Source organism: Saccharothrix longispora, assembly GCF_031455225.1.
GTDB classification, from domain to species: domain Bacteria; phylum Actinomycetota; class Actinomycetes; order Mycobacteriales; family Pseudonocardiaceae; genus Actinosynnema; species Actinosynnema longispora.
Genome location: NZ_JAVDSG010000001.1, coordinates 6,998,064 through 7,021,389, shown reverse-complemented (window position 1 = coordinate 7,021,389; position 23,326 = coordinate 6,998,064). Strand labels below are relative to the sequence as shown.

Below are 23,326 nucleotides of genomic sequence, written 5' to 3'. Positions count from 1 at the left end.
ACGGGCAACGTCACACCAGGGGCAAAGGGTTGACGAGACGTCGTAGTCCACACTAGTGGCGTAACGAACGGCGAAGACGAGCGAGGACCGCGCAGTGGAGTTCGACGTCACCATCGAGATCCCCAAGGGGGTCCGCAACAAGTACGAGATGGATCACAAGACGGGGCGCATCCGACTGGACCGCACCCTGTTCACGGCCACTCAGTACCCGGCGGACTACGGGTTCGTCGACGACACGCTGGGCGAGGACGGCGACCCGCTCGATGCGCTGGTCCTGGTCCAGGAGCCGACGTTCCCGGGCTGCCTCATCCGCTCCCGCGCGATCGGCATGTTCCGGATGACCGACGAGAAGGGCGGCGACGACAAGCTGCTCTGCGTCCCGGCGGAGGACCCGCGCTCGGAGCACCTGCGCGACATCCACCACCTGAGCGAGTTCTACCGGCTGGAGATCCAGCACTTCTTCGAGGTCTACAAGGACCTGGAGCCCGGCAAGAGCGTCGAGGGCGCCACCTGGGTCGGCCGCACCGAGGCCGAGGCGGAGATCGTCCGCTCCTACCAGCGCCTGAAGGACGCGGTCGCCCGCGGCGAAGATCACTGAAAGCGTGAACGGCGAGAGGCCCACCCCATGCGGGGGTGGGCCTCTTCTTTCACCCGATCAGTGACGGCCGATCGGTGCGCCCCGATCAGTGCATCGCGATGGGCGCGGGCCGGTCGGCGTCCTCGGCGGCCGCCGCGTCCTCGCCGTCCTTGACCCGCTCCAGGCCGGACCGGTTCGACAGCGGTACCTCGCGCAGGAACCAGATGATCACAAAGCCGACCACCGTCACGCACGAGCCGACCAGGAACACCAGGTCGATGGAGCCGGAGAAGCCGTCCAGGAACGGCCGCGCCAGCGCCGGGTCGAGCGTCGACAGGAACTCGGTGTTGTCCAGGTCGAAGCCCTGGCCGCTCTGCAGCGCGCCCGCGAACGCCTGGTTCTCGGGCCGCGCCAGCGCCGCCTGGAAGTCGGGCCGGGTGAACGCCGCGCGCAGCGCGTCGCCGATCCTGTCGCCGACCGTGCTGAACAGGATCGACAGGAACACCGCGGTGCCGACCGTGCCGCCGATCTGCCGGAAGAACGTGGCCGAGGCGGTCGCCACGCCCATGTCGCGGGGCTCGGCGTCGTTCTGGATCGCCACCAGCAGGGTCTGCATGCTCAGGCCGAGGCCGATGCCGAGGAAGAACATCAGGACCAGCGGCGCGTACAGCGGCGTGTCGGTGCCGACGAAGCTGAACGCGAACAGCGCCGCGGTCATCACGCCGAACCCGACGACCGGGAAGACCTTGTAGCGGCCGGTCCTCGCGGTGATGCTGCCGCTCGTGCCCGCCGCCGTCATGATGCCGAGCGTCATCGGCAGCATCATCAGACCGGACTCGGTGGCCGAGTGCCCCTTCACGATCTGGAGGTACAGCGGCAGCGACACCATGCCGCCGAACATGCCGAGGCCGAGCAGGAAGTTGACCGCGTTGCCCAGGGAGAACGTCCGGCGCTTGAACAGGCGCAGCGGCAGCAGCGCCTCGTCGCCCATGCGCTTCTCGGCCCACGCGAACCCGGCCAGGCCGAGGACGCCGAGGGCGCACAGCGCGAGGGTGGTGGGCGAGGCCCAGCCCCACTCGCGGCCCTGCTCGGCCACGATCAGCAGCGGCACCAGGCCGACGGTGAGCAGGCCCGCGCCGAGGAAGTCGATCCGGTGGTTCACCCGCTTGTGCGGGATGTTCAGCACCTTCGCCACGACGGCCAGCGCGATCAGCGCGACCGGCACGTTGACCAGGAACACCCAGCGCCAGCCGGCCGTGCCGAGGAAGGACTCCATGCCGGCGAACAGGCCGCCGACGACCGGGCCCGCGACGCTGGAGACACCGAACACGGCCATGAAGTAGCCGGCGTAGCGGCTGCGCTCACGCGGTGAGGTGATGTCCGCGAGGATCGCCAGGGCCAGCGACATCAGACCGCCGGCGCCGAGGCCCTGCACCGCGCGGAACGCGGCCAGCTCGTACATCGTGTTCGCGATGCCGCACAGCAGCGAGCCGACCAGGAACAACGAGATCGCGGTCAGGTACATCGGCTTGCGGCCGTAGATGTCGGACAGCTTGCCGTACAGCGGCGTGGAGATCGTCGCGGTGATCAGGTAGGCCGTGGTCGCCCACGCCTGGAGGGTCTGGCCGTGCAGCTCGTCCGCGATGGTCTTCATGGCCGTGGCCACGATCATCTGGTCGAGCGCGGCCAGGAACATGCCCAGCAGGAGGCCCGACAGGATCGTCAGGATCTGCCGGTGGGTGAGCAGGGCGGCGCCGGGTGGCGGCGCGTCCGCTCGGGTCGTCGTTTCCGACATCAGGTCACTTCTCCCCTTCTGAGCGCGGCCCCAGTCCGCTCTCAGCGATGAAATGCGGCAGCGCCATCTCGTAGTCCCCCACGAAGCGCTCGAAGTACTCGATGAACCGGAGCCGGTCCTGAGGCTCCCAGTCCGCGAAGAGCCGGACGAGCGCCTGGTTGCGCTGCCGCCGGCGTTCGTCCAGCAGGCGTCCGCCCGCGTCGGTCACGGCCAGCACGCTGGCGCGGCCGTCCTCGGGGTCCGCGCGGCGCTCGACCAGTCCCTGCTTGACCAGCGTCGCCACCTGGCGGCTGACCGTGGAGGGGTCGGAGAAAACCGCTTCGGCGAGGGCGCTCGACCGCGCGGGCCCGAGCCGGCTCAGGGTCGCGAGCAGGACGAACGACGCCTTGTCCATGCCCGACTTGCTCATGTGCGACGAGACGCAGGCGTGCATCCTGTTCATGCGCACCAGCGCCGTGCCCAGCCGATCGGCCACGACCAGGTCGTCCTCGACCGACACTTCGCCCCCGACGGGCAGGACCATGCCACACTCCGTTTGCTTGCACCAACCAACTAGTTGCCAAGTACAAGCATGGACCTCGTGACCGCGTCCTGGCAAACGGAATACGAGTGACCGCCGCCTCAGGGGTTACCGGCGAGTAATGTGACTCGCATGAGCGCTGACCACTCGTTCGTCGCCGACGCGATGAAGCAGGCCGTCCCGTGGGTCAAGACCTCCGGCGTGGAGTTCCCGGAGGTCGCCGGTGACCGCGTGGTCGCCGAGCTGCCCGACCGCGAGGAGCTGCGCAACCACGTCGGCGGCCCGCACGCCGCGATGGTGTTCGGCGTCGCGGAGACCGCCTCGGGCGCGGTCGTCATGGCCGCGTTCGCGGAGCACCTGGCCAAGGCCACGCCGCTGGTCGTGCGGTCGGACATCGCCTACCGGAAGCTCGCGCTGGGCGTGCTGCGCGCCGAGGCCGTCCTCGGCCGCCCCGCGGCGGACGTGGTGGCCGAGTTGGAGTCGGGCACCCGGCCGGAGTTCCCGGTGGACGTGACCATCACCGACGCCGAGGGCGTCACGACCGGCGAGATGACCGTCGTCTGGACGTTGCGCCCCAACCGGTGACCGGCCGATCACCTCGTGTGACGTGGGTAACACCCGTGGCGGTGCGGATCGATGACGCGGGCATGGCACACCCCACCGGCGGTCGTCGGTCCACCACCGCGCTGACCGCGTTATCCCTGATCACCCTCGTGAGCGCGTGCGGCGGCACGTCCGGCGCGGCCGGGGGCACGACGTCCCCGTCCACCACGACCACCACCACCACGACGACGACGAGGACCACGACCACCACCGCGCCGCCTGCCGTGCGCCTCGCGGAGGTCGTCGACGCCCGGACCGTCACGCTGTCCGGTGGCGGCCGGGTGCAGCTGGGCGGCCTGGCCCAGCCGGGCGAGTGCTGGGCCGGGGCCGCGACGGACTTCCTGCGCCAGGCGCTGTCGGGCCGGGACCTGCGGGTCGTCGGCGCCACCGTGCTGCTGCCCGACGGGACCGACCTGGCCGTGCACGTCCTCGGCCACGGCATGGCCCGCGCGGAGCAGACCGCCGGGGCAGCCCTCGTCGCCGCGCAGGACACCGCGAAGGCCGCCGGGGTCGGGCTGTGGGGCGCGCCGTGCTCGGGCGCGGACGTGGCCGCACCCCCGCCGCCCGCACCGGTCCCCGTGCCGCCGCCGGCTCCCGCGCCCGCGCCCGTGCCGCCGGCGCCCGAGCCCGCGCCCCGGCCCGACCCGCCCGCGAACGCCGCCTACTACGCGAACTGCGCCGCGGCCAGGGCGGCCGGAGCCGCCCCCCTGTACGCCGGGCAGCCGGGCTACCGGTCCGCGCTGGACCGCGACGGCGACGGCGTGGCCTGCGAGTAGCCGCGCCACGGGCGACGCGCCGGCGTCCGAGGGCCGGCGCGACCTCGCGGCTCCCCCCGCCGACTAGCGTGCGCGGCATGAAGGTCGACCGCCTGGAGATCGAACCCGACCCGCGCACGGTCCTGGACGCCGCGCGGGAGACCGCGGCGGCCGGTTGCGACGGGTTCTGGGTCGCCGAGACCAAGCACGACCCGTTCGTCGCGCTGTCCCGCGTCGCGGGGACCGTCGACCTGGACCTGGGCACCGCCATCGCGGTGGCGTTCGCGCGCAACCCGATGACGGTGGCCGTGCAGGCGAACGACCTCCACCTGCTCTCCGGCGGGCGCTTCCAACTGGGCCTGGGCTCCCAGGTCGAACCGCACGTGACCAAGCGGTTCGGCATGCCGTGGTCGCACCCGGCGGCGCGGATGCGCGAGTTCGTGCTGGCGGTCCGCGCGATCTGGCACAGCTGGGCCACCGGCGAGCGCCTGCGGTTCCGGGGCGAGTTCTACGCGCACACGCTCATGACGCCGTTCTTCGACCCCGGACCCAACCCGCACGGCGCGCCGCCGGTCTGGCTGGCGGGCGTCGGCGCGCTGATGACCGAGGTGGCGGGCGAGGTGGGCGACGGCTTCCTGTGCCACGACTTCACCACCGAGCGGTACCTGCGCGAGGTGACCCTCCCCGCCCTGGCCCGGGGCCGGGCACGCGCCGGCAGGCCGCTCGCGGGCCTGGGGATCAGCGGTCCGTCGCTGGTGGCGTGCACCGACGAGGACGTGGCGGCGGTGCGGCGGCGGATCGCGTTCTACGGCTCGACGCCGTCGTACCGCAAGGTGCTCGACCTGCACGGCTGGGGCGACCTGCACGAGGAGCTGCACCGCCTGTCCCGCCGCTCCCGCTGGGACGACATGGCGGGCCTGGTGACCGACGAGGTGCTGCACGCCTTCGCCGTCGTCGGCACGCCGGCCGAGGCGCGCGCCGAGCTGACCCGCCGCTACGGCGACGTGGTCACCCGCGTGGCCGCGCCGGTCCTCAGGACCGGATGAGGTGACGTCCGCTGGGCTCGTCCGGCACCCAGTGCCGGAACAGCCCGGCACGCCGCCGGGCGGAACGCCGCACCCAGCGACGTCGCCCCACCCGTGCCGCGAGCACCACGAGCGGCAGCGCGAGGAACGTCATCAGGACCATCGCACCCATCGGCATCACCTCCACGGTGGCAACGACACCCTCACCCACAGCTGACGCCGGTGGTGGAAACGTCACCCTGATGGAGCAGTATCAGAGCACCTGATGACGAAGGAGGCCCCGGACCGGGGTCCGGGGCCTCCTGATCTCGCGAGCCGCCTGTCGGAATCGAACCGACGACCTGCTCATTACGAGTGAGCTGCTCTGGCCGACTGAGCTAAGGCGGCGAGACGCGACAACTATAGCCCACGCCGGCCCGTCACCTGACCGGGGGTCGGGTCGTTGAACGCGTCGTGACGCCGCCCACACGGCGTCGCGCGATGCCGCCGCCACCGGGAGGTACGACCACATGCGCCTGACGGCCCTGCCCGCCGCCGCCATCCTGGTCGCGCTCGCCGCCTCCCCCGCGTCCGCGCAGCCGACGACCACCCCCGTGCCTGGCCCGAACGACCCCGGTCAGCCCCCCGCGTCCGCCGGGCCGGAGCTCACGACCCACGCGGTCGGCGACGCGGGCACCGGGTTGGCCGTGGTGCGGCTCGCGCCCGAGTCGACGCCGGCCGGCTCGATCCTGCCCGGCTTCGGCGAGCAGCTGCCCAGGCAGTCGGCGGCGGAGATCGGGGTGGGGCTCGCCAGCGCCCAGGTCAACAGCGAGGCGTTCCTGAGCTACGAGCGGTCGGTGGCGCAGGCGTCGCCGCTGGGCTTCGCCGTGCAGGGCCGGGCGCCGCAGACGCCCGGCACGCTCGTGCAGACCGCGTCGCCGGACAACGCCGAGCCGGTCGCGGGAGGTCTCACGCCGCCCGCCACGCCGCTGGACGCGCTGCTCGGGGTGGGCCTCCTCGACGGCTCGGCGCACGCCCGCTGGGACGACGAGCTCGGTCCGTGTGTGAGCCCCTTGGCGGACGCCCGGACCTCGGTGGCGAGCCTCAGCGTGCTCAACGCCATCCCGACGCTGCCCGGCGCCACCGACCTGACCGGCATGCTCACCCAGGACACGCCGAAGCTCGACGACGCCGCGAAGCAGTCGCTGATCGACGCCGTCAAGGGTCTCGCCGGACCGCTCAGCCAACTCGGCGGCCTGCTCTCCGGCACGCCCGACACCGGCGCCACCGGGTCGTTGCTGAGCCTCCCGGAGACGTTGAGCGCCCGCTCCACCGTCGAGGTCGTGGACCTCCCCGGCAGCGCGAACAAGGCCGTGAAGTCCACGTCCACGCTCCAGGTCGCGAGCCTGCGGCTGCTCCAGGGCACCCCCGCCGAGATCCGGGTCGACGTGGTGAGCCCGCCCGTGCTGACCGCCCTGTCCACCGGTGACGAGGCCACCTCGAAGGTCGAGTACACCGCGCCCGTGCTCCGGGTCGGCCAGGGCGGCCGGGACCTGGGCACGATCGACGCGGCCAACCCGAAGCTCGACGTGCCGATCAGCGTCGCCGGCGGGCAGCGGCTCCCCCTGGTCGGCGACCTGGCGGACGCGCTGCCCAGGCTCGACATCGGCGTCCTGCGGCTCCAGGTCGGCCAGCTCAACCAGAAGGGGCAGGCCATCGACGGCCCGCTCCAGCAGGGCGGCCCCGTGGTGAAGGGGTTCATGCTCGGGGCGACCGCGCGCCTGCTCGACCTCCAGCTGCTCCCGACCGACGCGCTCGGTCTGCCGAACCTGCCTTCGGCACTGGCGCAGGTGTCCCTGGGTGAGCAGATCGTGCGCGCGGCCGCCCCGGCCGGCGGCGTGGTGTGCGCCGCGCCGCCCGCCCGGCCCGGTGGCGGCGCCCCGGCCGGACCGGTGCCGGGCACGCCGCCACTGGCCTACACGAGCGCGGCGTACAAGACGGTCCCGATCTTCTGGACCGGGACCGCCCTGCTGGTGCTCGGTGTCGTCCTGGTGGCCGCCCTGCCGAACCGCCGGCCGAGGCCCGCGACCCGATCGCCCGAGCCGCCTCCCGCGGCGTGAGCACGCGCGGCGGTTCCGGCAGGACCGGGAGCAGCCCTTTGTAACGGGGCCGGGCACCAGCCGAGAAGCACACCGTCGGGGGATTCCGCCACCCCCAGGAGGCATCCGATGGCCACGCCCGACCTGACGCTGGTCTCGACCGACGGCCCCGAGCCGCTCCAGGCGATCTACGCCACCGCGTTCCAGACCGCGTGGGACGAGCTGACCGCCGCCGGCTGGGCCGTCGCGGGCAGCGCGTACCGCGAGGACGGGACCGACTCGGACGTCACGTTCGAGTACGACCTGCGCACCGACGCGGGCGGCGACCTGTCCATGCTGTTCTCGATCGACCACCGCGGCGCGCACACCGTGTCGCTGCGGTTCGCCGTCCCGGCGCGGGTGCGGCTGTCCGAGGGCTCGGTCGCCACCCTGCACCGGGCGACGGCCGCCGTGACCGCCGCGGTCCGCTCGGCGGGCCTGCCCGTCAGCCCCGCTGGAGGTGCGTGAGCATCGCCTCCACGGCGATCCTCGGCTTCACGTTGCGCTCCAGCGCGGTGCGGCAGCCCAGCACGGCCTCCAGCCGGCGCAGGGTGGACTCCGGCGTCCACGACGACGCGGCCGTGCGCACGTCACCGGCCCGGTCCGGGTGGTTGAGCGCCGCCGCCGCGCCCGTCGCGGTGACCAGCACGTCCCGGTAGAACGCGGCGAGGTCGACCAGCGCCTGGTCCAGCGAGTCGCGCTGCGTGCGGGTGGCCCGCGACTTCTGGCGCTTCTCCAGGTCCTTCAGCGCGCCCTTGGCGCCCCGGGTGGCCGCCGCGGTGCCCTTGCCGGTGCCGCCCGCGCCCATCGCCGTCTCCAGCGCCTCCCGCTCGGCCACGTCACGGCCCTCGGTCGCGGTCAGCGCGTCACCCTCGGCGGCCGACACGAGCTGGTCGGCGCAGGTGAAGATGTCCGCCGGGCGCTTCAGCGCCAGCGGGATGCGCAGCACCGACTCGCGCCGCTCCCGCGCCGTCCCCTCGGTCGCCAGCCGCCGCGCCCGACCCACGTTCCCGCCGCACACCGACGCCGCCCACGACGCCACGTCCGGCGCGACGCCCTCGTCCTCCAGCGCCGACGCGATGGCCGCCGGCCGGGGCGTGCCCAGGGACACGACGCGGCACCGGGACCGGATGGTCACCGACACGTCGTCCGGGTGGCTCGACGGGGCGCACAACAGGAACACCGTGCGCGCCGGCGGCTCCTCCACGGCCTTGAGCAGCGCGTTCGCCGCGCCCTCGGTCAACCGGTCGGCGTCGGCGATGATCACCACCTGCCAGCGCCCGGTCGTGGGCCGCCGCGCGGACACCTGCACCAGCGCCCGCATGTCGCCCACCGAGATCGACAGGCCCTCGGGGGCGACCACCCGCACGTCGGAGTGCGTCCCGGCCAGCGCGGTGTGGCACCCGGCGCACGTGCCGCAGCCCGGCCGGTCGTCGGTGGTCGTGCACTGGAGCGCCGCCGCGAACGCCCGCGCGGCGACCGACCGGCCCGATCCGGGCGGGCCGGTGAACAGCCAGGCGTGCGTCATCGCGCCCGGCGCGGGCGTGCCGCCCGCCACGATCGAGGCGGCGGCCTCCGCGGCCGCCGACAGCACGGCGACCACCTCGGGCTGACCGACGACACCCGCCCAAGCACCACCACGGTTCACGGCGCCGACCGTACCGAGCCGCTACGACGTTTCCGCCACCGGCCGCGACACCGTCCCGGCCCGCCGCGACAGCAGGGGCAGCAGCGCCGACGACACCCGCTCGGCCACCTCGTCCTCGGTGCCGTCGCCGTCGACCACCAGGTACCGCTCGGGGTCGGCGGACGCCATCTCGGTCAGCAGCCGCTGCACCCGCCAGTGGTGCTCGACGGTCTCCAGCGCCCCGCCCGACGCGCGGCCCTCGACGGGCGTGCGGTCCAGCAGCACCGTCACGTCCGGCCGCAGCCGCCCGGTGGCCCAGTCGACCAGGCCCTCGATCTCCCGGGGCTCGACGCTGCCGGCCGCGCTGAAGTGCGCCAACGGGCTGTCCACGTACCGCTCCATGACGACGATCGCGCCCTCGTCCAGCGCCGGCCGCACCTCGCGCTCGACCACGTCCGCCCGCACCGCGGCGGCGACCAGGGCGTGCGCCCGCACCCCGGCGAGGTCGGCCGTGGTCAGCATGTTGCGCAGCCGCTGCTCGTCCAGGTCGGGGTCGGAGGCCAGCAGCACCTGCCGACCGTCCTCCCGCAGCGCGTCGGCCAGCCGCCGCGCCTGCGCCGCCGTGTCCTGCCGCGTGTAGCCCTCGACGGCGATCAGCACGCCGCCCTTGCGCCGCCCGCGCCCCCGCAGCGCCGCCATCAGGTCGGACAGGATCGGCTCGGTGCGCCGGTCGTCCATCTGCCGGTAGGCGATCAGGCCGAGCAGGGCGGCCAGCAGGCCGGCGCCGAACATCACCGGCCGCGTCCCGTCCACCTGCATCGGGTGGTCGAAGACCGTGACCGTGCGCGTCTTCACCAGCGTGACCAGCAGGGGGGCCGCCGCGGAGGACGCGAACAGCACCACCTTGAGCAGCGTCTGCACCAGCGCCACGACCCGGCCGCGCATCGCGTCCTCGACCCGCGAGCCGATGATCGTCAGGCCGGTCAGGAACGCCATGCCCGCCGACGCGCCCACGAACGCCACCGCGATCAGCGCGACCCACAGGTGCGGCGCGAAGGCGACCAGCACCAGGCTCAGGCCGGCGACCACGATCGTGACGCCGAACAGCCGTTCGTAGGACAGCCGGCGCGCCATCCGGGGCGCCGTCGCCATGCCGACCGCGAGACCCGCGAACACGGCCACGAACAGCAGGCCGAACGTCGAGTCGCCGCCGAGCAGCGAGTTCGAGTACGTCTTGGCCGTGCCGACCACCGCGCCGGCCGCCGCGAACGCGCCGATCATGCCGACGACCAGGCCGCGGACCAGCGGCGTGCGGCCGGCGTACTTCATGCCGTCGCTCATCATGGCGAAGAACCCGGGTGCCTCGCCCTGCTCGCGCCGCCGCCTGTTGGTGGTCGCGATGCGGCCCGACAGCTCGGGGATGCGGGTCGCCACCAGGATGGCCGAGGTCACGTACAGCGCGCCGTTGACCATGACCGCGATGGTCGCGATCCGGAAGTCCAGGTCGGCGCTCTGGAGGTGCAGGTAGCCGGGGATGCCGGAGATGATCGAGTACAGGCCCGCGCCGGAGATCACCGCGATGCCGTAGGTCATCACCAGGCCGAGCTGGTTGGCCGTCTCCACCTGGTCGGGCCTGCGCAGCAGGTTCGGCACCGCCGAGTCCTTGGCGGGGATCCAGAGCATCGCGCAGCAGCCGACGAGGAAGTTCGCGACGAACAGCCACCACGCCGTGCCGACCAGGGCGATCGAGATGAACAGCGCGCCGCGGAGCAGGTCGCACACCATCATGATCTTGCGCCGGTCGAACCGGTCCGCCAGGACGCCGCCCAGGGGGGCGAACAGGATGCCCGGGAGCAGCTGCGTCAGCACCACCAGGCTCAGCGAGAAGTTCTGCCACTGGTAGCTGTCCATCAGCTTCGTGACCAGGCCGGTCAACGCCAGCAATGACAGCCAGTCACCTACACTGCACAGATAGGTGACACCCCAGAGCCTGCGGAACGGCCGGATCGCCAACACGCTGCGAATCCGGTGGCTGGTCGAAGCAGCTGTGCCGCCTTCTCGGATGGTGCTCACCCCCGCCGTTGTTGCAGGCCATCAGGTTAGCCGGGGCAGTTCACCCGGATGACCCCCTCCACCATTCGGGTGACCGAAGCGAGATCATCGGAACAGGTCGACCACGGCGTCGATGATCGCACGCACCACCGGGAACAGCAGCGCACCGAGCCCGCCGAGCACGACCAGGAACGCGACCAGCCCGCCCCGGCCCTTCTCCCCCGCGCCCACCCGGGCCTGCCCCGGCGGTGCGTGCACCACGGGCGGGCGCCCGCCGGTGGCCGGGGCCCGCCGCGCCCGCCGCACGACCGGGGCCGCCACTACGGCCGGCGGTCGCACCACCCCGGGAGACACCACCGCCGGAGGTACCACCGGTCGTGGCGCCACGACCGGAGTCACGGCCTCCGGCCAGAGCACCGCCTCACCGGTCACCAACCCCGCCAGGGGGTCGGTGAACAGGCGCGGGGGCGGCGGCTCCCCCGTCCCGTCGGGTCCGAACTCGACGCCGTCCACCGCCACCCCTCACCAGGGCTCCGTCAGCCCTTCGCCTTCGCCGGTGCCTTCTTCGCGGGCGCCTTCCTGGCCGGGGCCTTCTTCGCGGGCGCCTTCTTCTTCGGCGCGGGCCCCTTGGCCCGCTTCTCGGCCAGCAGCTCGGAGGCCCGCTCGTCGGACAGGCCCTCGACGCTGTCGGACTTGCGCAGCGACGCGTTGGTCTCGCCGTCCGTCACGTACGGGCCGAACCGGCCCTCCTTGACCACCATCGGCTTGCCGGACACCGGGTCCTCGCCCAGCTCCTTCAGCGGCGGCGCGGCGGCGGCCCGCCCCCGCTTCTTCGGCTCCGCGTAGATCTTCAGCGCCTCGTCCAGGGTCACCGTGAACAGCTGGTCCTCGCCGGTCAGCGACCGCGAGTCGGTGCCCTTCTTCAGGTACGGGCCGTAGCGGCCGTTCTGCGCGGTGATCTCGGCGCCGGTCTCCGGGTCCTTGCCGACCACCCTCGGCAGCGACAGCAGCCGGAGCGCGTCGTCCAGCGTCACCGAGTCCAGGGACATGGACTTGAACAGCGAGCCCGTCCTCGGCTTGGCCGCCTTCTTGCCGTCCGGCGGCTCCGGCAGCACCTCGGTCACGTAGGGCCCGAAGCGGCCCTCCTTGGCCACGATCTCGTTACCGCTGACCGGGTCGACCCCGAGCGAGCGGCCCTCCTGCGGGGTGGAGAACAGCTTCTCCGCGACCTCCCGGTCCAGCTCGTCCGGCGGCAGGTCGTCGGGCAGGTTCGCCCGCTGCGCGGTGACCTCGCCGTCGGGACCGCCGACCTCGCGCTCCAGGTACGGCCCGTACCGGCCGACCCGGACCACCACGGTCCGCCCTTCGTCGTCGGCGAACAGCGGGATCGAGTTGACCTCGCGGGCGTCGATCTCCTCGACGCTCGACCCGACCAGCTTCTTCAGCCCGCCGGACCGCCCCACGGACGACTCCGGCCCCACGTTCCCGCCGAAGTAGAACCCGGACAACCAGGTCGTGCGCTCCTGCCGGCCGGCGGCGATGCCGTCCAGCTCGTCCTCCAGCGCGGCCGTGAAGTCGTAGTCGACCAGCCGGCCGAAGTGCTGCTCCAGCAGCCCGACCACGGCGAACGCCACCCACGAGGGCACGAGCGCCGAGCCCTTCTTCCACACGTAACCGCGGTCCTGCACGGTGCTGATGATCGAGGCGTACGTCGAGGGCCGCCCGATCCCCAGCTCCTCCATCGTCTTGATCAGCGACGCCTCGGTGAAGCGCGGCGGGGGCGACGTCGAGTGCCCGTCCGCCGACAGCTCGGCCGCCTGCACGACCTGGTCCTTGACCAGCTGCGGGAGGCGCGACTCGGCGTCGTCGGACTCGCCGCCCGCCTCCGAGTCCACCGTCTCCACGTACGCCTTGAGGAAGCCCGCGAACGTGATCGTCCGGCCCGACGAGGCGAACGTGACGGCCTCGCCCCCGGCGGTCCGGCCGGTGATCCGCACGGACGTCGTGTTGCCCCGCGCGTCGGCCATCTGCGAGGCGATGGTCCGCTGCCAGATCAGCTCGTAGAGCTTGAACTCGTCGGACTCCAGCTCCCGGGCGACCTGCCCCGGCGTGCGGAACACCTCACCGGCGGGGCGGATGGCCTCGTGCGCCTCCTGCGCGTTCTTGACCTTGCGGGTGTACTGCCGGGGCGCGCTCGCCACGTACTGCGACCCGTACAGCTCCGTCGCCTGGGCCCGCGCCGCCGAGATGGCGGTCTCCGACAGCGTCGTGCTGTCGGTGCGCATGTAGGTGATGTAGCCGTTCTCGTACAGCTTCTGCGCGGTGCGCATGGTCCGGTCGGCCGAGAAGCGCAGCTTGCGGCCGGCCTCCTGCTGGAGGGTCGAGGTCATGAACGGCGCGTACGGCTTGCGCGTGTACGGCTTCTCCTCGACCGAGGACACCGTCATCGACGCGTTGACCAGGCCGTTCGCGATGGTCCGCGCCTGCGCCTCGTCGAGCACCCGGACCTCGGACCCGGTCTTCAGCCGACCGTCCGAGCCGAAGTCGCGACCGACCGCCAGCCGCACGCCGTCCACCGCGACCAGCCGCGACGCGAACGCCCGCGGCGAGGCGTCGGCCCCCGCGTCCATCGTCGCCGACACGTCCCAGTACGACGCGGTCACGAACTTCATCCGCTCGCGCTCCCGCTCGACCACGATCCGGGTCGCCACGGACTGCACGCGGCCCGCCGAGAGCTTCGGCATGACCTTCTTCCACAGGACCGGGCTGACCTCGTAGCCGTAGAGCCGGTCGAGGATGCGGCGCGTCTCCTGCGCGTCGACCAGGTCCTGGTCCAGGTCGCGCGGGTTGGCGGCCGCGGCCAGGATGGCGGGCTCGGTGATCTCGTGGAACACCATCCGCCGGACGGGGACCTTGGGCTTCAGGGTGTCCAGCAGGTGCCAGGCGATGGCCTCGCCCTCGCGGTCGCCGTCCGTCGCCAGGTACAGCTCGTCGACGCCCTTGAGCAGCTCCTTCAGCTCCGCGACGGTCGACCTCTTGTCCGGCGTGACCACGTAGAGCGGCTCGAAGTCGTGGTCCACGTCCACGCCCAGCCGCGCCCACGGCTGTCCCTTGTACTTGGCGGGCACGTCCGCGGCGCCCCGGGGGAGGTCCCGGATGTGCCCCTTGGACGACTCCACGACGAAGCCGTTGCCGAGGTAGGACGCGATCTTGCGCGCCTTGGCGGGCGACTCGACGATCACCAACCGCCGATTGCCGCTCGCCGCTCCCCCGCTTGCCTTCTTCGCCCGTGTCGATCCAGCCACGCCGTCCCGCTCTCTTCGAACACTGTGTCCCGACCCGCCAGTGTGCACTGTCCTTTGTCGCCGCCGGGGCAGCCCTGGTCCGGACAGGGTGACACAACTGTGCCTGATCATCCGCCAGGAGGAGGCGCTACGCAGCCGGCCAAGTGCGCTCGGCGACCCCGTGCGGCGCACGTCCGACCAGCTCCGCGAGCCGTTCGAGCCGCCGGCGACCGACGACGCGCAAAGCCGGTCCCCCCGCTTTCTCCGCCAAGAGTGTCGAGGGCAGGCCCGACGTGGCCAACGCTTTTCGCAACACCTCGTGCGTGTCGGGCGCCGCCGGGTCCAGCCCCAGGAAGTACCCCGACTCGATCCACCGGCCGGACGCGAGCGCCCACAACCGCAGCACCCCGCCGTCCAGCGCGAACCCGTCCGGCACCGCCTTGCTCCCGTCGACGAGCCACTGACCCGACAACCCGGTCAGGTCGGTCCGAAAAGCGGTGGTGACCTGCAACGACTCCTCGACGAGCTCGACCCGGGCCTGCACCCCGCGCTCCCCCAGCGCGGCCACCACGGCGGCCCCGCGGGCCCGGCTGTCCACCCCGACCGACACCCGGGCCGCCCGACCGCGCGCGAACCCCAGCACCTGGCCGGGCCCGCACAGCAGGCCGGCCAGGTCGCCGACGCAAGGCTGCCTGGCCTCGGCCGAGAAGAAGGACAGTTGCCCCACGGCCCAGCAGCGTAGAACACACGTTCGACCTCGGCCAGTCGCCGAACGACTGAACCGGTGACCCCGTCGGGAGCACCGACGACAACAGCGCCGGCAATTCACCCGATTGCCGGCGCTGTTGTTCGACCGAATGGCGCAGGACGCCGTCAGCCGCCCAGCGACGCCATCTTCTCCTGGAGGGCCACGCACTGCGGCGCCTTCGTGAACGCCTCACCCAGCTGCGGGTCGTCCTGCAACTTCTTGATCTGCTCCTGGAGCTTGGACGGGTCGGCCTGATCCCCGCCCAGCTGCTCCAGCTTCGTGGCGAACTCCGGGTCGGCCGGGTCCAGCGCGGCCAGGTCGGTGCTGACCTTGGTGAGCGTGTCCCCCGACTCGGTGAAGAACTTCACCAGCTCGTCGTGCAGGGCCTGGGCCTCCGCCGTGGGCGCGCCGAGGTCCTCCAGCTCCTCGCCTGCCCGGGTCAACGCCGGGGCGGCCTTGGAGCTGTAGTCGAGCAGCGCGGCCTTCTGCACGGCCGGGTCGTCGGCGCCGCCCTCGAACATGGTCTTGAGCAGGGACATCACACCGTCGATCGTCGGCCCGATGCCCTCGCAGAACGTCCCCGTCCACTCGACCGGGTCGGCCGAGGCCGCCGGTGCCGACGAGGTGGTCGACGTGGCGGACCCGGTCGTGGACCCCGCCGTGCCACTCCCGGACCCACCACCACACGCGGCACTCACGAGCACAGCGGCGAAAACACCCGCGAGCGCGACACGATGCTTCACGAATTCCCCCAAAGAATCGGCAAGAGACCGAGCAACCTACTACGTGGTGGGTACCGCCGAACCCGTGGGAGTCAACCTCCGCAGCCCCTGGCACGCGCCCGCCTTCTCCGCCGCCGCCGTCAGCTCGGGCGACGCGTCCAACGCCTTCAAGGGCTCCACGAACGTGTCCAGGCGCGCGATGGCGTCACCGGCGGCCTGCAACCCGCCCGTCTGGTCGTTCGCGTCCGCCGCGTCCAGCGCGGCCTTGGCGTCGGAGAAGTTCTTCGCGATGTCGGCGAACGTCGTCGCCATGGCCCCGACCTGCTCGTCCCCGCCGGCCACCGGCGACGGCCCGACCTCCCGCAGCCTGGTCGCGGTCTGGTTGTAGGCGTCGGCCATCTGCCCCATGTAGGCGGCCATCTCGGCCTTGAGCACGGCCGGATCGCCCGCGTCGAGCCGCGGCGGCGTCTTGGTCGCCGTCACGAACGTGGACGCCGCGGTGCACACCTTGTCCATGTAGGCGACCGCCGGGTTGTCCTGGGCGTCGGCCGACGAGGGCGCGGGCGCTCCCGGACCACCGCCGGACGAACACCCGGCGGCCAACACCGCAACCGCGACCAGCACAGACAGCCTCATCGAGTGGCTCCCAACATCTCGGTCATCGCACCCAGTGTGCCCCCGACCGGACCAACGGGCACGAACAGGAGCGGGGCGCCCCGGAGGACGCCCCGCTCTTCCGGCCCTCGGCGCTACGCGGCGCCGTTGGCCACCGAAGCACCTTCGGAGGAGACCGACGTGGGCCCGGCGGGCGGCTCGTCCGAGATGGCGGTACCCCGCCGCTTCGACACCACCACGGCCACCACGATCACCAGGGTGGCCACGATCGCGATCGCGTACCGCACCCCGGGCGACGCGTCCGCGCCCACCGAGAACGTGACGATCGCCGGCGCGATCAGCACCGAGACCAGGTTCATGACCTTGAGCAGCGGGTTGATGGCCGGACCGGCGGTGTCCTTGAACGGGTCGCCGACGGTGTCGCCGATGACCGTCGCCGCGTGCGCGTCCGACCCCTTGCCGCCGTGGTTGCCGTCCTCGACGAGCTTCTTCGCGTTGTCCCAGGCGCCACCGGAGTTGGCCAGGAACACCGCCATCAGCGTGCCGGTGGCGATCGCGCCGGCCAGGTACCCGGCCAGCGGCCCGACGCCCAGGCCGAAGCCCACCGCGATCGGGGCCATGACCGCCAGCAGACCCGGCGTGGCCAGCTCGCGCAGCGAGTCGCGCGTGCAGATGTCCACGACGCGGCCGTACTCGGGCTTCACGGTGCCGTCCATGATCCCGGGGTTCTCCCGGAACTGCCGCCGCACCTCGAACACGATCGCGCCCGCCGCCCGCGTCACCGCGTTGACGGCCAGACCGGAGAACATGAACACCACGGCCGCGCCGATCAGCAGGCCGACCAGCACGTTCGGCGCGAACGACACGAAGTCGGAGTCGTTGAACGAGGCTCCCACGCCCCGCAACGCCTTGTCGATCGCGTCCCGGTACGAGCCGAACAGCGCGGTCGCGGCCAGCACGGCCGTCGCGATCGCGATGCCCTTCGTGATGGCCTTCGTCGTGTTGCCCACCGCGTCCAGCTCGGTGAGGATCTGCGCGCCCTCGCCGTCGACGTCACCGGACATCTCGGCGATGCCCTGCGCGTTGTCGGAGACCGGGCCGAAGGTGTCCATGGCCACGATGACGCCGACCGTGGTCAGCAGGCCGCAGCCTGCCAGGGCCACCGCGAACAGCGCCACGATCGCCGAACCGGACAGCAGGAACGCGCCGTACACCGCGCCGCCGATGACCAGCGCCGTGTAGACGGCCGACTCGAAGCCGACCGAGATGCCGGACAGGATGACGGTCGCCGCACCGGTCAGCGAGGTCCGGCCGACCTCCTTGACCGGCTTGTGCTCGGTGCCGGTGTAGTAGCCGGTGAGCCACAGGATGACGCCGGCCAGCAGGATGCCGATGATCACGGCGATGGTGGCGATCAGCGCCGGGTTGCCGGCGGTGCTCGCGTCCGTGGACGCGCCGGCGAGGTTCAGGTTGGCGAAGGAACTGGGCAGGTAGACGAACGCGGCCACCGTGCACAGCACGGCGGAGATGCCCGCCGAGATGTAGAACGAGCGGTTGATCGCGGACAGGCCGTTCTCGCCGGTGCGCGCGCGGGTGATGTAGACGCCCACGATCGCCGTCAGCACGCCGATCGCGGGCACGATCAGCGGGAACAGCAGGCCCTGGGTGCCGAACGCGGCCGTGCCCAGGATCAGCGACGCCACCAGCGTCACCGCGTAGGACTCGAACAGGTCCGCGGCCATGCCGGCGCAGTCGCCGACGTTGTCGCCCACGTTGTCGGCGATCGTCGCGGCGTTGCGCGGGTCGTCCTCGGGGATGCCCTGCTCGACCTTGCCGACCAGGTCGGCGCCGACGTCCGCGGCCTTGGTGAAGATGCCGCCGCCGACGCGCATGAACATGGCCAGGAGGGCGGCGCCGAAGCCGAAGCCCTCCAGCACCTTGGGCGCCTGACCGGCGTAGACCAGCACGACCAGGGCCGCGCCGAAGAGGCCGAGGCCGACGGTGAACATGCCGACCACACCACCGGTGCGGAACGCGATCCGCATGGCCTTCTCCCGGCCACCCGCTTCCTTGGCCGCGGCGGCGACGCGCACGTTCGCGCGGGTCGACAGCCACATGCCGAGGTAGCCGATGATCGCCGAGAAGACCGCGCCGACGATGAAGAACAGCGACCTGCCGATGCGCTCGCCGAGGTCTTCGGCCGGGAGCGCGAACAGCAGCACGAACACGACGACCACGAAGATGCCGAGCGTGCGGAACTGCCGGTTGAGGTAGGCCGCCGCGCCCTCCTGGACCGCCCTGGCGATGTCCTGCATCTTGGAGGTGCCCTGGCCCGCGGCCAGCACCTCGCGAAGCAACACGTAACCGACGGCCAGGGCGGCCAGCGCGACCACGGCGACCACGGCGACAAGGCCGCGATCACCTCCGGAGAGCTCGAGGCCCTCCGCGAGGAATTGCCGGGACATCCGTCCTCCTGGTGAGTTTTCCTAACCCAACTTCGGGCACACCCCGTTATGTGAGGCGGGTCACTCACGCGACTGTCAGCCCCGACACGACGTGATGCATCCCTCATTGGATGCGATAGCGGCGGAGTCTATTCATAGCGCGCAAGGAGACAACGGCCCGCTCCGATCCGTACACACACCGTTATCCGCGCAGGAAGCGAAAGCCACGTCGCCACGGTGCGCGGAAGTGGTGGGCGGAGCCGGTATGCGGGGGTGCGGCGCGTGGTGCGAAGCTCGGGTGCGTGGTGAACCAGGGACGTCGTCTGCTGGACCGGGTGCTCGCCGGGGTCCCGGTCGGTGAATCCCCGCTGACGCACAGCGAGGACCTGCCCGCGCAACCCGCCCGCCACGCGCCGTGGCCGTCCTGGGCCTCGCCCGACGTGGTGTCCGCGCTGGTCGACCGCGGTGTGCGGGAACCCTGGCGGCACCAGGCGGAGGCCGCCGACCTGGCGCGCGCCGGCGAGCACGTCGTCGTCGCCACCGGCACCGCCTCGGGGAAGTCGCTCGCGTACCAGCTCCCGGTGCTCACGGCGCTCGTCGACAACCCGAGGGCGACCGCCCTCTACCTCTCGCCCACCAAGGCGCTCGGCGCGGACCAGCTCCGGTCCGTCACCTCGCTGGGCCTGGCCGGCGTCCGCGCCGCCCCGTTCGACGGCGACACGCCGATGGCGGAGCGCGACTGGGTCCGGGCGCACGCGAACTGGGTGTTCACCAACCCCGACATGCTGCACCGCGGCGTGCTGCCCCACCACGCCCGCTGGATCAGGTTCCTGCGCGGGCTGTCGTACGTCGTGGTCGACGAGTGCCACACGTACCGGGGGGTCTTCGGCTCGCACGTGGCGCTGCTGATGCGCCGCCTGCGGCGGATCGCGAACCGCTACGGCGCCGACCCGGTGTTCGTCCTGGCCTCCGCCACCGTCGCCGACCCAGCGGCCTCCGCCTCCGCCCTCCTCGGCCTGCCCTGCACCGCCGTCACCGACGACGGCTCGCCCCGCGCGGCCCGCACGGTCGCCCTGTGGGAACCGCCCCTGCTGGACGACCTGGAGGGCGAGAACGGCGCGCCGGTCCGGCGCTCCGCGGGCGCGGAGACCGCCCGCATCCTGGCCGACCTCGTCGTCGAGGGCGCGCGCTCGCTCGCGTTCGTCCGTTCCCGCGTGGGCGCCGAGCTGACCGCGTTGGGCGCCCGCCGCGTGCTCGCCGAGGTCGACCCGGAGCTGGCGGGCCGGGTCGCCGCCTACCGCGGCGGCTACCTGCCCGAGGAGCGCCGCGCCCTGGAGCGGGCGGTGTCCTCCGGCGACCTGCTCGGCGTGGCCACCACCAACGCCCTCGAACTGGGCGTCGACATCGTCGGGCTGGACGCGGTCGTCGTCGCCGGCTTCCCCGGCACGCTCGCCTCCTTCTGGCAGCAGGCGGGTCGCGCGGGCCGCACGGGCGACTCCGACGCGCTGGTCGTCTTCGTCGCCCGCGACGACCCGCTGGACACGTACCTGGTGCACAACCCGTCCGCCGTGCTGCACAAGCCGGTCGAGGCGACCGTGCTGGACCCGGCGAACCCGTACGTCCTCGAACCCCAGCTCGCCTGCGCCGCCGCGGAACTGCCGCTGACGCCCGAGTCGCTCGCCGACTTCGGCGGTGACGCGGCGCTCGCCGTGCTCGACGACATGGTGGCCCGCACGGTGCTGCGGCGACGCCCGAACGGCTGGTACTGGACATCGCGCGACCGGCCGCACGGCGACGTGGACATCCGCGGCTCGGGCGGCGAGCAGGTCGTGGTCGTGGAAGCCGACTCGGGCCGGATGCTCGGCACGGTCGACCCCGGCGCGGCGCACCGGACCGTCCACGACGGCGCCGTCTACCTGCACCAGGGCGAGTCGTACGTGGTCGACCGGCTCGACCTGGACAGCGGGATCGCGCTGGTGCACGCCGAGCGACCGGACTGGTCCACGACGGCTCGCGACACCAAGGACATCTCGATCGTCCGCGAGGTGGAGAGGCGGGACTTCGGCGGTGTCACGGTGTGCCTGGGCGAGGTGGAGGTGACCTCGCAGGTCGTCGGCTACCTGCGGAAGCTGTCGTCCGGTCAGGTGGTCGACTCGGTGCCGCTGGACCTGCCCGCGCAGACGCTGCGGACGCGCGCGGTCTGGTACACGGTCTCGGCGGAGTTGCTGGGCAGTGCGCCGGGGGGCGCCGGTCTGGCTCCGGCGCACGTCCCCGGCGCACTGCACGCCGCCGAACACGCGGCGATCGGCCTGCTACCGCTCTTCGCGACCTGTGACCGCTGGGACATCGGCGGGGTCTCGACCGCACTGCACCAGGACACCGGGGAGGCGACGGTGTTCGTGCACGACGGTCATCCGGGGGGTGCCGGGTTCGCCGACCGCGGGTTCAACGCGGTAGTCCCGTGGTTGGTCGCTACTAGGGAGGCCATCGCTGCTTGCGCGTGTCCGGCCGGGTGCCCGTCCTGCGTTCAGTCGCCGAAGTGCGGGAATGGCAACGATCCGCTGGACAAGGCGGGCGGGGTGGCCGTGCTGGACGTCGTGCTCGGGGTTGTCGGGGAGAGGCCCCACGACGTCCGGCACGGCCACGGTGGTCACGACCGGTCGGCGGTGACCAGGTCGTAGTCGGAGGTGGTCCGCGCCTGGAGGAGGGCGTCCTGCACCACGCTCGCGGGCGGCAGGACCCACCCGCAGACCTGGGGCTTGACCCTCCAGTGCACGACACCGTGGTGCGCGGGGGTCGGCGGCAGCGGGACGTACTCGCCGGCGGCGTAGTGCCGGACGTCGTCGTTCACCCGCACGGAGCCGCCGGAGGCGACGAGGAACATCCACCGGCCGGCCGGGGTGGCGACGATCGGGACGGGGTTGCCGGTGGCCCGCAGCGCGACGGCGGCGCGGTGGCCCAGCTCGGCGTTGACCTCCACGGCGTCCACGCCGTGGCCGGTGGCGAGCAGGACGCTGTAGGACTGGCCGGCCCACCAGGTGGCGACCTCGTCGGGGTCGGTGCCGACGCGCGCCTCCCAGTCGTGGTGCACGGGGACCGGGCCGTGGTGCTCCAGCCCGTCGCGGCCGGCCCACTGGTCACCCGCCGGATAGGTGCCCGGCAGCACAGACCACCCGTGCCACGCGAGGGTGACCGCCTCCGCGCGCAGCTCGATGCGGAATGCCCCGCGCCAGCTATCCGACCACTCCATCTTCCGTTCGCCTCCTCTGTCACGACCACGACACCGTGTCGGGCGTTCCTCGACACCGCGTCGGTGCCGCCACTTGAACTAACGCCATGACCGGGGGTTCTGGTAACCCGCAGTTCGACAACTGGTCGATGTGGCACGGCGAGCGCGGCGGCCTCGCGGTGCGGCCGAACGGCGCCAGAACCCCTCATCCACGCCGAGGCCGCGAATATGCGGTCGTGTGAGTCCGCTCACCGCCGCTGATCGACCGTTCGTCGTGCGGGCCGGTGCTCACCCTTCGGCCGGGCCTGCCCGAGCCCGAGCGCCGGGCGCACCGAACAGCGACTCCTCGCCGCTCACCACCACCTCCACCTCCCAGCCGTCGACCACGCACCCGTCCAGTCGGGCGCCCATCCGCCCGACGACCCGCCCCGCGCGCGAGCAGGCCACGTCCACCCCTTCCACCACCCACGAGGCGGCGGCCAGCGCCCCGAGGTCGGCGGCGGCCTCGACGCGGTGGCGGGTGACGACGCCTTCGCCCACCAGCACCCCGACGACCACCAGCGCGCCCCACACGCCCACCACGGCCACCGCGAGGACGGACGCGGCCCCGCGCTCCGCGTCACCGCCCCCCTGCCCGGACACCCGGCTCCACCACCGCGTAAGCCCGAGCCCGCAACTCGACCCCGAACCGGGACACCCACACCTCGACCCACACCCCCGCACCGCCTCCAGCCCCTTCCCGCACCCCTTCCCCGGCCCGCTCCCACCGCACCTCGAACGAGGCCCCTCCCGGCGCGACGGCGTCCACCACCCCGCGGGCCAGCCCCTCATCGCCACGGGCGACAACCCGGGCCACCTCCCGAGCCGCGTCCGTGCACCGAACCTGCCCGACCACCGCCATCACGGCCCCGACCCCGAGCGCCAGCACCACGACCAACCCGCACACGGCGACCGCGGCCTCGACCGTCACCGCCCCGCGATCCCCGAGCCGACACGCACCCCGGCGACGACCCCTCGGCGACTCCAGCGCTCCCCGTGCCCCTCGGCGACCGCTCACAGGTCCACCGCGAAGGCCTGTTCCAGCAACCCCCGCACCGCGTCCACGACCCAGTCGCCGTTGACGATCCCGTAGAGCACCATCGCCAACCCCGCGGCGGCCAACGTGCCGATCGCGTACTCGGCCGTCGACATCCCCTCGTCTCCCAACACCCTG

At 72.7% G+C, this 23,326-nt stretch carries 22 protein-coding genes and 1 tRNA gene; 7 read left to right on the top strand and 16 right to left on the bottom strand.

Annotation, left to right across the window (positions count from 1 at the left end):
• Positions 1 to 94: 94 nt before the first annotated feature.
• On the top strand, positions 95 to 598 hold the full coding sequence (locus J2S66_RS30380) for an inorganic diphosphatase (protein WP_306744409.1): 504 nt from the start codon (positions 95 to 97) through the stop codon (positions 596 to 598).
• Between the two features lie 85 nt (positions 599 to 683).
• Here J2S66_RS30380 and J2S66_RS30375 read toward each other — a convergent pair whose 3' ends face one another.
• Both J2S66_RS30375 and J2S66_RS30370 read right to left on the bottom strand, forming a co-directional pair.
• Positions 684 to 2,372 carry an MDR family MFS transporter gene (locus J2S66_RS30375; RefSeq protein ID WP_310311308.1) on the bottom strand — a complete coding sequence of 563 codons (1,689 nt, stop codon included), beginning with the start codon at positions 2,370 to 2,372 and terminating at the stop codon, positions 684 to 686.
• Positions 2,373 to 2,376: 4 nt separating this feature from the next.
• A complete protein-coding gene (locus tag J2S66_RS30370; protein WP_310311306.1) occupies positions 2,377 to 2,895 on the bottom strand; it encodes a MarR family winged helix-turn-helix transcriptional regulator in 519 nt (172 codons plus the stop codon).
• A 129-nt stretch (positions 2,896 to 3,024) separates the two neighbouring features.
• On the opposite strand from J2S66_RS30370, the gene J2S66_RS30365 reads away from it, so the two are divergent.
• From J2S66_RS30365 to J2S66_RS30355, 3 genes are all read left to right on the top strand, one after another.
• The gene (locus tag J2S66_RS30365; RefSeq protein WP_310311304.1) at positions 3,025 to 3,477 is read left to right on the top strand and encodes a DUF4442 domain-containing protein; all 453 of its coding nucleotides are present in this window, start codon (positions 3,025 to 3,027) and stop codon (positions 3,475 to 3,477) included.
• Between the two features lie 62 nt (positions 3,478 to 3,539).
• Positions 3,540 to 4,271: a thermonuclease family protein gene (locus J2S66_RS30360; RefSeq protein WP_310311302.1), complete on the top strand. Its 732-nt coding sequence runs from the start codon at positions 3,540 to 3,542 to the stop codon at positions 4,269 to 4,271.
• A gap of 77 nt (positions 4,272 to 4,348) precedes the next feature.
• Entirely contained in the window at positions 4,349 to 5,296 is a 948-nt protein-coding gene (locus J2S66_RS30355) for a TIGR03617 family F420-dependent LLM class oxidoreductase (RefSeq protein WP_310311300.1), read from the top strand.
• Here the strand turns inward: J2S66_RS30355 and J2S66_RS30350 are convergent.
• Complete coding sequence (locus J2S66_RS30350; protein ID WP_310311298.1) at positions 5,283 to 5,447, bottom strand: hypothetical protein; 165 nt, start codon at positions 5,445 to 5,447, stop codon at positions 5,283 to 5,285. The genes J2S66_RS30355 and J2S66_RS30350 overlap by 14 nt on opposite strands.
• A 141-nt stretch (positions 5,448 to 5,588) precedes the next feature.
• Positions 5,589 to 5,662 (bottom strand) — tRNA-Thr (locus tag J2S66_RS30345).
• Positions 5,663 to 5,784: 122 nt separating this feature from the next.
• Here J2S66_RS30345 and J2S66_RS30340 point away from each other — a divergent pair.
• Together J2S66_RS30340 and J2S66_RS30335 are read left to right on the top strand one after the other, a co-directional pair.
• On the top strand, positions 5,785 to 7,374 hold the full coding sequence (locus J2S66_RS30340; protein ID WP_310311297.1) for a hypothetical protein: 1,590 nt from the start codon (positions 5,785 to 5,787) through the stop codon (positions 7,372 to 7,374).
• 108 nt (positions 7,375 to 7,482) lie between these two features.
• Complete coding sequence (locus J2S66_RS30335; protein ID WP_310311295.1) at positions 7,483 to 7,860, top strand: hypothetical protein; 378 nt, start codon at positions 7,483 to 7,485, stop codon at positions 7,858 to 7,860.
• Here the strand turns inward: J2S66_RS30335 and J2S66_RS30330 are convergent.
• The 8 genes from J2S66_RS30330 to J2S66_RS30295 all read right to left on the bottom strand — a co-directional run bounded on the left by J2S66_RS30330 (position 7,838) and on the right by J2S66_RS30295 (position 18,905).
• Positions 7,838 to 9,040, bottom strand: coding sequence for a DNA polymerase III subunit delta' (locus tag J2S66_RS30330; RefSeq protein WP_310311293.1), 1,203 nt, complete (start codon positions 9,038 to 9,040; stop codon positions 7,838 to 7,840). The two genes, J2S66_RS30335 and J2S66_RS30330, sit on opposite strands and share 23 nt — an antisense overlap.
• 21 nt (positions 9,041 to 9,061) lie before the next feature.
• The gene (locus J2S66_RS30325; RefSeq protein WP_310311291.1) at positions 9,062 to 11,092 is read right to left on the bottom strand and encodes a bifunctional MFS transporter/dTMP kinase; all 2,031 of its coding nucleotides are present in this window, start codon (positions 11,090 to 11,092) and stop codon (positions 9,062 to 9,064) included.
• Positions 11,093 to 11,176: 84 nt separating this feature from the next.
• Complete coding sequence (locus J2S66_RS30320; protein WP_310311289.1) at positions 11,177 to 11,584, bottom strand: hypothetical protein; 408 nt, start codon at positions 11,582 to 11,584, stop codon at positions 11,177 to 11,179.
• 23 nt (positions 11,585 to 11,607) lie between these two features.
• A complete protein-coding gene (topA, locus tag J2S66_RS30315) occupies positions 11,608 to 14,376 on the bottom strand; it encodes a type I DNA topoisomerase (RefSeq protein ID WP_310311287.1) in 2,769 nt (922 codons plus the stop codon).
• Between the two features lie 127 nt (positions 14,377 to 14,503).
• Positions 14,504 to 15,082 (bottom strand): hypothetical protein, encoded by a 579-nt coding sequence (locus J2S66_RS30310; protein ID WP_310311285.1) that lies wholly within the window; start codon positions 15,080 to 15,082, stop codon positions 14,504 to 14,506.
• Positions 15,083 to 15,228: 146 nt separating this feature from the next.
• Positions 15,229 to 15,642, bottom strand: coding sequence for a hypothetical protein (locus J2S66_RS30305; protein WP_310311283.1), 414 nt, complete (start codon positions 15,640 to 15,642; stop codon positions 15,229 to 15,231).
• A gap of 243 nt (positions 15,643 to 15,885) precedes the next feature.
• Entirely contained in the window at positions 15,886 to 16,461 is a 576-nt protein-coding gene (locus tag J2S66_RS30300) for a hypothetical protein (protein ID WP_310311281.1), read from the bottom strand.
• Between the two features lie 113 nt (positions 16,462 to 16,574).
• A complete protein-coding gene (locus J2S66_RS30295; RefSeq protein WP_310311279.1) occupies positions 16,575 to 18,905 on the bottom strand; it encodes a sodium-translocating pyrophosphatase in 2,331 nt (776 codons plus the stop codon).
• Between the two features lie 281 nt (positions 18,906 to 19,186).
• On the opposite strand from J2S66_RS30295, the gene sftH reads away from it, so the two are divergent.
• Positions 19,187 to 21,565: a DNA 3'-5' helicase SftH gene (gene sftH, locus J2S66_RS30290; protein WP_310311277.1), complete on the top strand. Its 2,379-nt coding sequence runs from the start codon at positions 19,187 to 19,189 to the stop codon at positions 21,563 to 21,565.
• Here sftH and J2S66_RS30285 read toward each other — a convergent pair.
• From J2S66_RS30285 to J2S66_RS30270, 4 genes are all read right to left on the bottom strand, one after another.
• On the bottom strand, positions 21,535 to 22,134 hold the full coding sequence (locus J2S66_RS30285) for a bifunctional DNA primase/polymerase (protein ID WP_310311275.1): 600 nt from the start codon (positions 22,132 to 22,134) through the stop codon (positions 21,535 to 21,537). The two genes, sftH and J2S66_RS30285, sit on opposite strands and share 31 nt — an antisense overlap.
• A 267-nt stretch (positions 22,135 to 22,401) precedes the next feature.
• Positions 22,402 to 22,755: an Rv3654c family TadE-like protein gene (locus J2S66_RS30280; RefSeq protein ID WP_310311273.1), complete on the bottom strand. Its 354-nt coding sequence runs from the start codon at positions 22,753 to 22,755 to the stop codon at positions 22,402 to 22,404.
• On the bottom strand, positions 22,733 to 23,083 hold the full coding sequence (locus J2S66_RS30275; protein ID WP_310311271.1) for a TadE family type IV pilus minor pilin: 351 nt from the start codon (positions 23,081 to 23,083) through the stop codon (positions 22,733 to 22,735). The genes J2S66_RS30280 and J2S66_RS30275 overlap by 23 nt, the downstream gene beginning before the upstream one ends.
• A gap of 83 nt (positions 23,084 to 23,166) precedes the next feature.
• Positions 23,167 to 23,322, bottom strand: coding sequence for a DUF4244 domain-containing protein (locus tag J2S66_RS30270; protein WP_310311269.1), 156 nt, complete (start codon positions 23,320 to 23,322; stop codon positions 23,167 to 23,169).
• Between the last annotated feature and the right edge of the window lie 4 nt (positions 23,323 to 23,326).